This window comes from Enterobacter cloacae complex sp. 385G4 (genome assembly GCF_057320665.1).
The window spans coordinates 207,710-220,430 of record NZ_JBXWDD010000005.1 but is presented as its reverse complement, the minus strand read 5'-3'; the positions used below and the strand labels follow the sequence as shown (position 1 = coordinate 220,430).

Annotated in this window: 11 protein-coding genes; 4 read left to right on the top strand and 7 right to left on the bottom strand. The window is 56.4% G+C overall.

Features of this window, described 5'->3' with window-relative positions:
* Positions 1-29 precede the first annotated feature (29 nt).
* From yidZ to rpmH, 7 genes are all read right to left on the bottom strand, one after another.
* A complete protein-coding gene (gene yidZ / locus AC2FAJ_RS15640) occupies positions 30-1,001 on the bottom strand; it encodes an HTH-type transcriptional regulator YidZ (RefSeq protein WP_028014928.1) in 972 nt (323 codons plus the stop codon).
* The gene (locus AC2FAJ_RS15635; protein ID WP_045630885.1) at positions 970-2,145 is read right to left on the bottom strand and encodes an MFS transporter; all 1,176 of its coding nucleotides are present in this window, start codon (positions 2,143-2,145) and stop codon (positions 970-972) included. The genes yidZ and AC2FAJ_RS15635 overlap by 32 nt, the downstream gene beginning before the upstream one ends.
* Positions 2,146-2,256: 111 nt before the next feature.
* A complete protein-coding gene (gene mnmE / locus AC2FAJ_RS15630; protein WP_047363221.1) occupies positions 2,257-3,621 on the bottom strand; it encodes a tRNA uridine-5-carboxymethylaminomethyl(34) synthesis GTPase MnmE in 1,365 nt (454 codons plus the stop codon).
* A gap of 72 nt (positions 3,622-3,693) precedes the next feature.
* A complete protein-coding gene (gene yidC, locus AC2FAJ_RS15625; protein WP_028014931.1) occupies positions 3,694-5,337 on the bottom strand; it encodes a membrane protein insertase YidC in 1,644 nt (547 codons plus the stop codon).
* Between the two features lie 2 nt (positions 5,338-5,339).
* Positions 5,340-5,597, bottom strand: a complete 258-nt coding sequence (gene yidD, locus AC2FAJ_RS15620) for a membrane protein insertion efficiency factor YidD (RefSeq protein WP_001307474.1) — start codon at positions 5,595-5,597, stop codon at positions 5,340-5,342.
* Positions 5,561-5,920, bottom strand: a complete 360-nt coding sequence (gene rnpA, locus AC2FAJ_RS15615) for a ribonuclease P protein component (protein ID WP_014072458.1) — start codon at positions 5,918-5,920, stop codon at positions 5,561-5,563. The genes yidD and rnpA overlap by 37 nt, the downstream gene beginning before the upstream one ends.
* Before the next feature lie 16 nt (positions 5,921-5,936).
* A complete protein-coding gene (gene rpmH / locus AC2FAJ_RS15610) occupies positions 5,937-6,077 on the bottom strand; it encodes a 50S ribosomal protein L34 (RefSeq protein WP_000831330.1) in 141 nt (46 codons plus the stop codon).
* A gap of 599 nt (positions 6,078-6,676) precedes the next feature.
* Here rpmH and dnaA point away from each other — a divergent pair.
* The 4 genes from dnaA to gyrB are packed head-to-tail and all read left to right on the top strand — an operon-like array spanning position 6,677 to position 12,689.
* Entirely contained in the window at positions 6,677-8,071 is a 1,395-nt protein-coding gene (gene dnaA / locus AC2FAJ_RS15605) for a chromosomal replication initiator protein DnaA (protein ID WP_032644944.1), read from the top strand.
* Between the two features lie 4 nt (positions 8,072-8,075).
* Positions 8,076-9,176 (top strand): DNA polymerase III subunit beta, encoded by a 1,101-nt coding sequence (dnaN, locus tag AC2FAJ_RS15600; RefSeq protein ID WP_008500170.1) that lies wholly within the window; start codon positions 8,076-8,078, stop codon positions 9,174-9,176.
* Complete coding sequence (recF, locus tag AC2FAJ_RS15595; RefSeq protein WP_045260850.1) at positions 9,176-10,249, top strand: DNA replication/repair protein RecF; 1,074 nt, start codon at positions 9,176-9,178, stop codon at positions 10,247-10,249. Before dnaN ends, recF begins: the two co-directional genes overlap by 1 nt.
* A 28-nt stretch (positions 10,250-10,277) precedes the next feature.
* Entirely contained in the window at positions 10,278-12,689 is a 2,412-nt protein-coding gene (gyrB, locus tag AC2FAJ_RS15590) for a DNA topoisomerase (ATP-hydrolyzing) subunit B (RefSeq protein WP_028014934.1), read from the top strand.
* Positions 12,690-12,721 lie beyond the last annotated feature (32 nt).

The window sequence follows — 12,721 nt, the reverse complement described above, 5'->3', positions numbered from 1 at the left end:
GAAGCCTGAAGGCCGAACTTTACATTTTCTTAGGCAAAAATTGGATCGCTGCCACCGTACAACGCCTTGATGGTCTCCCGCAGCCAGAGGATTTTCGGATTATGGCTGTTCCGTTTATGCCAGATCAGCGTGAAGGGAACGGTCAGCTTTTCAGCCTGCGCTTCGTCAATGGGAATAGGAAGCGCGATCAGCTTCCGCTGGTGGAGTTCATTGTAGTGGCGACAGTAGTGGGGAGCCGTGGCGATATAGTTATGACCGGGCTGCGCCGCCATAAACATCGACTGCTCAAAGCCCGGCAAACACATGGCAATGTTTCTCTCCCGCCCCATCTCTTTTAGCACCTCATCCAGCGCCCAGGTGTCGCTCCGTTCCCAGAAGATACTGATATGGGGATAGCGCAGGAAGGTCTCCAGATTCCACTCCTCCTGCAGAGCGGGGTGGTCCTCACGCAAATAGACGTATGGACGGTCGCTAAACAGGATTTCGTAGTCGATAAACCACGGCATCAGCTTCAGCAGTTCACGCGAGCGCGGGTGGGTTTCGCGACCGGTGAAGCCAACGTCCACTTCCCCGCGCGTAATGGCGTCCAGCGAGTCGTAATCCCAGTGACGCATCTTCACCGTGGCCTGCGGATAACGCTGGTTCACCTGCTCAAGCAGGGCGTTAAAGCGGATGAGCATCAGCGGCGTTTCGGCGGCCAGCACAAACGTCAGCCCGCCAGGCGAATCATGGTGAGATTTATCGAGGATCTGGTTGCCGATCTGCATCCAGTCGGCCAAATCCTGCTCCAGGCTGACCGTCAGCGGCGTAGGCAGCAGCCCTAACGGCGTTTTGACAAACAGAGGGTCGTCAAACCAGTCGCGCAGCCTGGCCAGCGATTTACTCACCGCCGACGGCGTCACGTTCATCCGCTTCGCGGCTTTGGTGACGCTGCGCTCCTGCAGCAAAAGCTGCAGGCAAAGCAACAGGTTAAGATCGAGACTGCTGATGGGCTTCTTCATACTGTGCCGCGGGCTGGATGACCATAAGTAAGGTGATGCAGACTATGCTACAGCCAATCAGAATCCCGATCAGCATATTGAGCGCGTTAAGTCCGATGACCGCCGCCAGCCATATCCACAGAGACGAACCGCAGACCTGCGCGATCCCCAGGACCGAGCTTGCCACGCCTGCCCGCAGCGAGAAGGGACCAAGCGCCTGACTCATCGCCACGCCAAAGCCAACCGAGAACCCGGCACAGATGAGCGTAATGCCCACCAGCATCAGCGCATGCGAGCTGGTGGTCGCCAGGATCGCGCCTGCGGCAAGGAATAAAACCTGTGAGGTCAGCATCAGCGTGCGCTGGCGGAAGAGATTCAGCGCAAACGGGGTGGAGAACGATACAGCCATACTGATCATAGCGGTTAATGCCATCACCGTGGAATACTCACCGCGATCGAAACCCATGGTCTCCATCAGCAACACCGGGGAAACGTTTACATACGTCAGGATCACCGCCACGCTTAACGTGGTTACGGCCAGACGGCTGAGGAAAAAGCGATTGAGAAGTTTCTCTGCCGGATGAATGGTCGCGGTATGGCTGGGATTCTGCGATCCCGGGTGGGTCTCTTTCAGTACGGCGATCGACAACACAAAGACCAGGGCGCCCATTGCAGCCATGGTCCAGAACAGGCTCTGCCACGGGAATTTCAGCATGATCAGATAGCCTACAACCGGTGCCAGCACCGGAATGATGCAGGTTATCCCGTTCAGCATGGAGAGCACTTTAGCACGGCGCTGGGCGCTTAAGGTGTCGCGCAAAATGGCAAACGCCACCACGTAACAGCCGCCGGCACCAATGCCCTGGATGAACCGTCCTGCCAGGAACAAGGTACTGTTCTGTGCCTGTGAGCAGAGAAGAGAGGCCAGGGCAAAGATGATGGCTCCGGTAATTGCGACGGGCTGACGGCCAGCCTTATCCGCGATCTTCCCGGCAAAGACCATCGACGACGCCATTCCTGCGAGGTAGGCCGAAAACGCGATATGCAGCTGCGCTTCGCTGGCACCCAGATCGCGGGCGATGTGCGGCAATCCCACCAGATACATATCAATACCAGACGGATAAAGCAGAACTAATGCGAAACTACAAAACAGAAAACGCGCCATAAACCCCCCATAGATGCAGGCATGCAGAATAGGGGGTGAAAAGGGTTAAGGCGAGTTGCCATTTGGACAATGGTGATTTCCCAGGAGGAAATCACCATGGATTAGCGGGAATTACTTACCAATACAGAAGCTCGAGAAAATCCTGCCCAACAGATCGTCCGACGTGAACTCCCCGGTGATCTCGCTCAGATTCTGCTGCGCCAGACGCAGCTCTTCCGCCAGCAGTTCACCTGCCCACGCGCCGATAAGCTGCGCTTTACCCTGGTCAAGATGGCGTGCCGCCTCTTCCAGCGCCTGCAGGTGACGGCGACGCGCCAGGAAGCCGCCTTCCATGCTGGTATCAAAGCCCATGCTCTGCTTGAGATGGTTACGCAGGGCTTCCACGCCTTCCCCTGTACGTGCCGAAAGGCGAATAAGTGAGTGACCATTCACATCGCTGATGCCCAGCGTTTCGCCGGTCACGTCCGCTTTGTTACGCACCACGGTGATAGGCAGTTTGGCCGGCAGACGGGCGATAAAGTCCGGCCAGATCTCCGCCGGGTCAACGGCGTCGGTCGTGGTGCCATCTACCATAAACAGCACGCGGTCGGCCTGCTCGATTTCCTGCCAGGCGCGCTCGATACCGATGCGCTCAACCTCGTCGCTGGCATCGCGCAGACCCGCGGTATCGATAATGTGCAGCGGCATGCCGTCGATGTGGATGTGCTCGCGCAGCACGTCGCGGGTGGTACCGGCTATGTCGGTTACGATTGCCGCTTCACGGCCCGCCAGGGCGTTCAGCAGGCTCGATTTCCCGGCGTTAGGGCGACCAGCAATGACGACCTTCATCCCTTCACGCAGCAGGCTGCCCTGACGCGCTTCGGCGCGGACGGCATCCAGATCGCTCATCACCTGGTTCAGCTGGGCTTCGATTTTACCGTCAGAGAGGAAGTCGATTTCCTCGTCCGGGAAGTCGATAGCCGCTTCGACATAGATTCGCAGGTGAGTAAGTGCTTCCACAAGGTGATTCACACGTGCGGAAAACGCGCCCTGCAGCGAGTTCAGGGCGGAGCGGGCCGCCTGTTCAGAGCTGGCGTCGATCAGGTCTGCAATCGCCTCGGCCTGTGCCAGGTCGAGTTTGTCGTTCAGGAAGGCACGCTCGGAGAATTCGCCCGGCTTCGCAATGCGCAGGCCCGGCAGGGTCAGAATACGTTTTAACAGCAGGTCGAGGATAACCGGGCCGCCGTGGCCCTGAAGTTCCAGCACGTCTTCGCCGGTAAAGGAGTTCGGGCCGGGGAACCACAGCGCAATGCCCTGGTCCAGCGCCGTGCCGTCGGCATCTTTAAACGGCAGGTAATCAGCGTAGCGCGGCTTTGGCAGTTTACCCAGCACCGCTTCGGCCACCTCGCGTGCCTTCAGGCCGGAGATACGCAGAATGCCTACACCACCGCGTCCCGGTGGGGTTGCCTGGGCGACGATAGTGTCGTTATGGCTCATGGTTGCTCTCGTTCAATACAAATAAAAAAGGCGGTCAATCGACCGCCCTTATTTTAGCGTTATCTTACCGAATCAGGACTTTTTCTTTTCGCGGCTATGCAGGCCACGTTTTTCCAGACCACGGTAAATCAGCTGCTGCTGGATGATGGTCACCAGGTTGCTGACGATATAGTACAGCACCAGACCTGACGGGAACCACAGGAAGAACACGGTGAAGATGACCGGCATAAAGGTCATGATCTTCTGCTGCATCGGGTCGGTCACGGTGGTTGGCGACATCTTCTGGATGAAGAACATCGTCACGCCCATCAGGATCGGCAGGATGTAGTACGGGTCCTGTGCGGACAGGTCATGGATCCACAGAGCGAACGGCGCGTGGCGCAGCTCAACGGAACCCATCAGCATGTAGTACAGCGCAAGGAAGATTGGCATCTGAATCAGCAGCGGGAAGCAACCACCCAGTGGGTTCACTTTCTCTGCCTTATACAGGGCCATCATCTCCTGGCTCTGACGCTGTTTATCATCGCCCAGACGCTCACGCATCGCCTGAATCTTCGGCTGCAGCATGCGCATCTTCGCCATGGAGGTGTACTGCGCTTTGGTCAGCGGGTACATGATGCCACGCACGATGAAGGTGATAACGATGATGGAGAAGCCCCAGTTACCCAGGAAACTGTGGATGAACTTCAGCAGCTTAAACAGCGGCTGAGAGATGAACCACAACCAACCGTAATCCACGGTCAGATCCAGGTGCGGCGCAACAGCGGCCATTTTGTCCTGAATTTCCGGGCCGACCCACAGGGTGCTTGCCAGCTTACCGGTTTGACCCGGCTGAACCAGAACAGGCTGTGATTTGTAGCCGATGGCTGCAATACCGTTGCCCAGGTTCGCGGTGTAGAAGTTGTTGGTACCGTCGTTATTCGGGATCCACGCGGTCGCGAAATACTGCTGCAGCATTGCGACCCAACCGCCTTTGGAGCTGACGTTCAGGTTTTCGTTATCGGCAATGGTGTCGAATTTGTATTTCTCGTACTTCGCATCAGGCGTGGAGTACGCCGCGCCACGGAAGGTATGCAGCGCAAAGTTGCTGCTTCCGGTGTCACGGTGTGACGGCAGATTGATGGACTGCTTCAGCTGACCGAAGGTAGACAGTTCCAGCGGTTTCGCACCGGCGTTCTGTACGCTGTAGCCCACGTTCACCGCATACTCACCGCGTTTCAGGGTGAAGGTTTTGGTGAAGGTGTTGCCTGCCGCGTCGGTGTAGGTCATCGGGATAACGAGTTCGTTCTGGCCATCGGCCAGTACAAAGGTGTCGTTCTCGACGTTATACAGTGGACGCGCACCGTTAGCCGGATTGTCCGGGCCATCACGACCGGTCAGGCCGCTCTGCGCCTGATACAGGAACTCCGGTGTGGTTTCCAGTAACTGGAACGGTTCGTTAGACTTCAGCTCTTTCGGGTAGGTCAACAGCAGCGCCTGCTCAACATCACCACCACGGGTGTTGATAGTCAGCTCAAGCACATCGGTCTTAACCGTAATCTGTTTCCCCTGGCCACTGGCCGGTACGCCCTGGTCGGCGGCGCTACCCGCTGCGGTGGTCGTGGTCTGCGTGGTCTGTTGCTGGGGTTGAGGATTTTTATCCTGCTCCCATGCCTGCCAGATCATGAAAGACACGAACAACAAAGCGATGATAAGAAGATTGCGTTGCGAATCCATCGTTAGTGTTCTCTGGTATCAAAAGGTCCTGGGGGGACGGGGTCGTCTCCACCGGGGTGTAAAGGGTGGCATTTTAATACGCGTTTCACCGTCAACCAACTGCCTTTTATCACTCCAAACCTGCGCAATGCCTCAATTCCGTAGCTTGAGCATGTTGGTGTGAAACGGCAGTGCGGCCCGAGTAGCGGACTAATCAGGCGTTGATAGACCCGAATGAGGGCTATCAGGACCCGTGAGCCAGGCGACAGTGGCGGCGCCATAATTTTTCCAACGCTTCCGAGAGAGCACGGTTATCGAGGTCGGCAACCCCCTTTTTAGCCACCACCACGAAATCCATAGAAGGCAGTTCGTGCTGACGTAAACGGAAGCTTTCACGCGTCAGACGTTTAATCCGGTTGCGTTCATGCGCACGCTTAACGTTTTTCTTAGCGACTGTGAGACCGATGCGGGGATGCCCCAGCGAATTTTGGCGGCCGAGGATGGTGATTTGCGGCGTGCCAGCCCGTTGTGGCTGCTGGAAGACGAAAGTGAAATGAGTGGGAGTTAACAAACGTAACTCCCTGGGAAATGCTAGCTTAACCACTCAGGGGTTAGCTTTATTACTTGGAAACGGTCAGACGAGCGCGGCCTTTAGCACGACGACGTGCCAGAACCTGACGACCATTTTTAGTAGCCATACGAGCACGGAAGCCGTGAGAACGGTTGCGCTTCAGTACAGACGGTTGAAAAGTGCGTTTCATGGCGATTTCTACCTAAACTTGAAAAAATTCATGACTTTTGCGGATGCCCGACCGAGTTTCGAATGACGGACGCCGAAGCCGTGGGTGATTAAAGAGGCCGGATTGTAATAATTGTACACTCCGGAGTCAATTCTCTTTCCTTATTTCCCGCGTATTTCCGCACGATTTCGCGTGGAAAATGAGCAACGGACGACGCAGGAAGATGAGCATCACGCGCCGGGTCGAGGATTATACGGCCTCGCCAACAAAGCGCAAGGATCGTCCCGGATCTTCGTTAGATCATTTAAGCAATAAATTGTCGCTGCTCATTAAATTTTCCAATATGCGGGCTAAATCGCGGGGCACTCGCGCCAGGATCGTTTACACTTACCCCGTTTCGGATCTTCCTGTGGATAAATCGGGAAGAATCTGTGAGAAACAGAAGATCTCTGGCTCAGTTTACGCTATGATCCGCGGTCCCGATCGGGATCCCAGGATCCTGGTCAGGATAAATTGCAGATAGCAATTCGCACGTCCCCCTTTACACAGGGTCATGTCGATGTGCGCCAACAATCATGAATATTCAATAGTTTTCTTTTATTGTTCGAGTGGAGTCCGCCGTGTCACTTTCGCTTTGGCAGCAGTGTCTTGCCCGATTGCAGGATGAGTTACCAGCCACAGAATTCAGTATGTGGATCCGCCCGTTGCAGGCGGAGCTGAGCGATAACACGCTGGCTTTGTATGCGCCAAACCGTTTTGTGCTCGATTGGGTAAGAGACAAGTACCTTAATAACATCAATGGCCTGCTGAACGATTTTTGCGGGTCAGATGTCCCACAGCTGCGTTTTGAAGTGGGCACAAAGCCGGTCACCCAAACCGTTCGTGAAACCGTAAATGTAGCCGCGCCCGCTCAGGCTGTTCCGGCTCCGGCGCCTCGCGTTGCACCCGCTCGTCAGGGCTGGGATAACGTCCCTGCCCCCGCAGAGCCAACCTACCGCTCTAACGTAAACGTCAAACACACGTTCGATAACTTCGTTGAAGGTAAGTCGAACCAGCTGGCGCGCGCGGCGGCCCGTCAGGTTGCCGATAACCCCGGCGGTGCTTACAACCCGCTGTTCCTGTATGGCGGCACGGGTCTCGGTAAAACGCACCTGCTGCACGCGGTGGGCAACGGCATTATGGCGCGCAAGCCCAACGCGAAAGTGGTGTATATGCACTCCGAGCGCTTCGTTCAGGACATGGTAAAAGCCCTGCAAAACAATGCGATCGAAGAGTTTAAACGCTACTACCGTTCCGTTGACGCGCTGCTGATCGATGACATCCAGTTCTTTGCCAATAAAGAACGATCGCAGGAAGAATTTTTCCACACCTTCAACGCCCTGCTGGAAGGTAATCAGCAGATCATTTTGACCTCGGATCGTTATCCTAAAGAGATCAACGGCGTTGAAGATCGTCTGAAATCCCGCTTCGGCTGGGGCCTGACCGTGGCGATCGAGCCACCGGAGCTGGAAACCCGCGTCGCGATCCTGATGAAGAAAGCCGATGAGAACGACATCCGCCTGCCGGGTGAAGTGGCGTTCTTCATCGCCAAGCGCCTGCGCTCCAACGTGCGTGAGCTGGAAGGGGCGCTGAACCGCGTTATCGCCAATGCCAACTTCACAGGTCGTGCGATCACCATCGATTTTGTGCGTGAAGCACTGCGCGATTTATTGGCATTGCAGGAAAAACTGGTCACCATCGACAATATTCAAAAGACGGTGGCTGAGTACTACAAGATCAAAGTGGCAGATTTACTGTCTAAACGTCGTTCCCGCTCGGTGGCGCGTCCGCGTCAGATGGCGATGGCGCTGGCAAAGGAGTTAACCAACCACAGTCTGCCGGAAATCGGCGATGCGTTTGGTGGCCGTGACCATACGACCGTGCTGCACGCCTGTCGCAAGATTGAGCAGTTACGCGAAGAAAGCCACGACATAAAAGAAGATTTTTCCAATCTAATCAGAACATTATCATCGTGACGCTATGAAATTTACCGTTGAACGTGAACATTTATTAAAACCGCTGCAACAGGTGAGTGGCCCATTAGGCGGCCGCCCAACGCTGCCTATTCTCGGAAACCTGCTGCTTCAGGTCGCGGACGGTACGCTGTCGCTGACCGGTACAGATCTGGAAATGGAAATGATCGCGCGCGTTACGCTGACGCAGCCGCACGACGCGGGCGCGACCACGGTTCCGGCACGTAAATTCTTTGATATTTGCCGCGGGTTGCCGGAAGGCGCTGAAATCGCCGTGCAGCTGGAGGGCGACCGCATGCTGGTGCGCTCTGGCCGCAGCCGTTTCTCCCTTTCCACGCTACCCGCTGCGGACTTCCCGAACCTGGACGACTGGCAGAGTGAAGTTGAATTCACTCTTCCGCAGGCGACGATGAAGCGTCTGATTGAAGCCACGCAGTTCTCCATGGCGCATCAGGATGTTCGTTACTACTTAAACGGCATGCTGTTCGAAACCGAAGGTGAAGAGCTGCGTACCGTCGCCACCGACGGCCACCGTCTGGCGGTCTGTTCCATGCCGATTGGCGACTCGCTGCCGAACCATTCGGTGATCGTGCCGCGTAAAGGCGTGATTGAACTGATGCGTATGCTCGACGGCGGTGACACGCCGCTGCGGGTGCAGATTGGCAGCAATAATATCCGTGCCCACGTGGGCGATTTTGTCTTCACTTCGAAGCTGGTTGATGGCCGTTTCCCGGATTATCGCCGCGTATTGCCGAAGAACCCGGACAAAACGCTGGAAGCGGGCTGCGATAGCCTCAAGCAGGCGTTTGCCCGCGCGGCCATTCTCTCGAACGAGAAATTCCGCGGCGTACGCCTGTACGTGAGTGAAAACCAGATCAAAATCACCGCCAACAACCCGGAGCAGGAAGAGGCAGAAGAGATTCTGGACGTCACCTACGCCGGGGCTGAGATGGAAATCGGCTTCAACGTCAGCTACGTGCTGGATGTGCTCAATGCACTGAAATGCGAGAATGTGCGTATTCTGCTGACCGACTCCGTTTCGAGCGTACAGATTGAAGATGCGGCCAGCCAAAGCGCGGCTTATGTTGTCATGCCAATGAGACTGTAATGTCGCTCACCCGTCTGTTGATCCGCGACTTTCGCAATATCGAAAGCGCGGATCTCGCTTTATCCCCCGGCTTTAACTTCCTGGTTGGCGCGAACGGCAGCGGCAAAACCAGCGTGCTGGAAGCCATCTATACGCTCGGCCATGGCCGGGCGTTTCGCAGTTTGCAGATTGGTCGCGTCATTCGCCACGAGCAGGAATCCTTTGTTCTGCACGGGCGTTTGCAGGGCGCAGAGCGGGAAACCGCCATCGGCCTGACCAAAGACAAGCAGGGCGATAGCAAGGTGCGCATCGACGGCACCGACGGCCACAAGGTGGCGGAGCTGGCGTTGCTGATGCCAATGCAGCTGATTACGCCCGAGGGGTTTACTTTACTCAACGGCGGCCCCAAATACAGAAGAGCGTTCCTCGACTGGGGATGCTTTCACAATGAAGCCGGTTTCTTTAACGCCTGGAGCAACCTGAAGCGTTTGCTTAAACAGCGTAACGCCGCGTTGCGCCAGGTCACGCGCTACGCCCAGCTGCGTCCGTGGGACATGGAACTCATCCCTCTTGCGGAACAGATCAGCCGCTGGCGTGCCGAATACAGCGCGGGTATCGCCGAAGATATGGCCGACACCTGCAAACAGTTTTTACCCGAGTTCTCTCTCACCTTCTCCTTCCAGCGTGGCTGGGAGAAAGAGACGGATTATGCCGAGGTGTTAGAGAGAAGCTTCGAGCGCGATCGGATGTTGACCTACACCGCGCACGGCCCGCACAAGGCGGATTTCCGCATTCGTGCCGACGGTGCGCCGGTGGAAGACACGCTGTCGCGCGGGCAGCTCAAGCTCCTGATGTGCGCGCTACGCCTGGCGCAGGGGGAGTTCCTCACTCGCGAGAGCGGACGACGCTGCCTGTACCTGATAGATGATTTTGCCTCGGAACTTGACGACGCGCGGCGCGGGCTGCTTGCCAGCCGCTTAAAAGCCACGCAGTCGCAGGTTTTCGTCAGCGCCATTAGCGCTGAACACGTTATGGACATGTCGGACGAAAATTCGAAGATGTTTACCGTGGAAAAGGGTAAAATAACGGATTAACCCAAGTTGAAATGAGCGAGAAACGTTGATGTCGAATTCTTATGACTCCTCCAGTATCAAAGTCCTGAAAGGGCTGGATGCGGTGCGTAAGCGCCCGGGTATGTATATCGGCGACACGGATGACGGCACCGGTCTGCACCACATGGTATTCGAGGTGGTAGATAACGCTATCGACGAAGCGCTCGCGGGTCACTGTAAAGACATCGTGGTCACCATCCATGCGGACAACTCCGTCTCCGTTACCGATGACGGCCGTGGCATCCCAACCGGTATTCACCCGGAAGAGGGCGTATCGGCTGCGGAAGTGATCATGACCGTACTGCACGCAGGCGGTAAGTTCGATGATAACTCCTATAAGGTTTCCGGCGGCCTGCACGGCGTAGGCGTTTCCGTAGTAAACGCCCTGTCGCAAAAGCTGGAGCTGGTTATTCAGCGCGAAGGCAAAATTCACCGTCAGATCTATCAGCACGGCGTGCCTGAAGCCCCGCTGGCCGTTACCGGTGATACCGATAAAACCGGTACCATGGTGCGTTTCTGGCCGAGCCTTGAAACCTTCACCAACGTCACTGAATTCGAGTACGACATCCTGGCGAAGCGCCTGCGTGAACTGTCGTTCCTGAACTCCGGCGTCTCTATTCGCCTGCGCGACAAACGCGACAACAAAGAAGACCACTTCCACTACGAAGGCGGTATCAAGGCGTTTGTTGAGTATCTGAACAAGAACAAAACGCCAATTCACCCGAATATCTTCTATTTCTCCACCGAAAAAGACGGTATCGGCGTGGAAGTGGCGCTGCAGTGGAACGACGGTTTCCAGGAAAACATCTACTGCTTTACCAACAACATTCCACAGCGCGACGGCGGTACTCACCTTGCGGGCTTCCGTGCGGCGATGACCCGTACCCTGAACGCCTACATGGACAAAGAAGGCTACAGCAAAAAAGCGAAAGTCAGCGCCACCGGTGACGACGCCCGTGAAGGCCTGATTGCCGTGGTCTCCGTGAAGGTGCCGGATCCGAAGTTCTCCTCACAGACCAAAGACAAGCTGGTTTCTTCTGAGGTGAAATCGGCAGTTGAGCAGCAGATGAACGAACTGCTGAGCGAATACCTGCTGGAAAACCCGAACGATGCGAAAATCGTGGTGGGCAAAATTATCGATGCGGCACGTGCCCGTGAAGCGGCGCGTAAAGCCCGTGAAATGACCCGTCGTAAAGGCGCGCTGGACCTGGCAGGCCTGCCGGGCAAGCTGGCTGACTGTCAGGAACGCGACCCGGCACTGTCTGAACTGTACCTTGTGGAAGGGGACTCCGCGGGCGGTTCTGCGAAGCAGGGCCGTAACCGTAAGAACCAGGCGATCCTGCCGCTGAAGGGTAAAATCCTCAACGTTGAGAAAGCGCGCTTCGACAAGATGCTCTCTTCTCAGGAAGTGGCGACGCTCATCACCGCGCTCGGCTGCGGCATTGGCCGCGACGAGTACAACCCGGACAAGCTGCGCTATCACAGCATCATCATCATGACCGATGCGGACGTCGACGGCTCGCACATCCGTACGCTGCTGTTGACCTTCTTCTATCGTCAGATGCCTGAAATCGTTGAGCGTGGCCACGTCTACATTGCGCAGCCGCCGCTGTACAAAGTGAAGAAAGGTAAGCAGGAACAGTACATTAAAGATGACGACGCGATGGATCAGTACCAAATCGCGATCGCCCTTGATGGCGCGACCCTGCACGCGAACTCCAGCGCGCCGGCACTGGCAGGCGAGCCGCTGGAGCGTCTGGTCTCCGAGTTCAACGCCACGCAGAAAATGATTGGCCGTATGGAACGCCGCTATCCAAAAGCGCTGCTGAAGGAGTTGGTCTATCAGCCAACCCTGACCGAAGCCGATCTGAGCAACGAGCAGGCCGTGACCCGCTGGGTGAATACCCTGGTGAGCGAGCTGAACGAGAAAGAGCAGCACGGCAGCCAGTGGAAGTTCGACGTTCAGCAGAATGCGGCACAGCAGTTTGAGCCGATTGTTCGCGTGCGTACTCACGGCGTCGACACCGACTACCCGCTGGAGCACGAATTCGTGACCGGCCCGGAATACCGCCGCATCTGCACCCTCGGCGAGAAGCTGCGCGGCCTGATCGAAGACGATGCCTTCATCGAACGTGGCGAGCGTCGTCAGCCGGTAGCAAGCTTCGAGCAGGCGCTGGACTGGCTGGTGAAAGAATCCCGTCGTGGTCTGTCTATCCAGCGTTATAAAGGTCTGGGCGAAATGAACCCGGATCAGCTGTGGGAAACCACCATGGATCCGGAAAGCCGTCGCATGCTGCGCGTCACCGTTAAAGACGCGATTGCAGCGGATCAGCTGTTCACCACCCTGATGGGCGATGCGGTAGAACCACGTCGTGCGTTCATTGAAGAGAACGCGCTGAAAGCGGCGAATATCGATATTTAACAGTCGCTATCCCGCATGAAAACTGGCCGCGC

Coding starts and splice junctions, on each gene's coding strand:
- yidZ (WP_028014928.1), bottom strand. CDS start 1,001: ATGAAGAAGCCCATCAGCAGTCTCGATCTTAACCTGTTGCTTTGCCTG.
- AC2FAJ_RS15635 (WP_045630885.1), bottom strand. CDS start 2,145: ATGGCGCGTTTTCTGTTTTGTAGTTTCGCATTAGTTCTGCTTTATCCG.
- mnmE (WP_047363221.1), bottom strand. CDS start 3,621: ATGAGCCATAACGACACTATCGTCGCCCAGGCAACCCCACCGGGACGC.
- yidC (WP_028014931.1), bottom strand. CDS start 5,337: ATGGATTCGCAACGCAATCTTCTTATCATCGCTTTGTTGTTCGTGTCT.
- yidD (WP_001307474.1), bottom strand. CDS start 5,597: ATGGCGCCGCCACTGTCGCCTGGCTCACGGGTCCTGATAGCCCTCATT.
- rpmH (WP_000831330.1), bottom strand. CDS start 6,077: ATGAAACGCACTTTTCAACCGTCTGTACTGAAGCGCAACCGTTCTCAC.
- dnaN (WP_008500170.1), top strand. CDS start 8,076: ATGAAATTTACCGTTGAACGTGAACATTTATTAAAACCGCTGCAACAG.
- recF (WP_045260850.1), top strand. CDS start 9,176: ATGTCGCTCACCCGTCTGTTGATCCGCGACTTTCGCAATATCGAAAGC.
- gyrB (WP_028014934.1), top strand. CDS start 10,278: ATGTCGAATTCTTATGACTCCTCCAGTATCAAAGTCCTGAAAGGGCTG.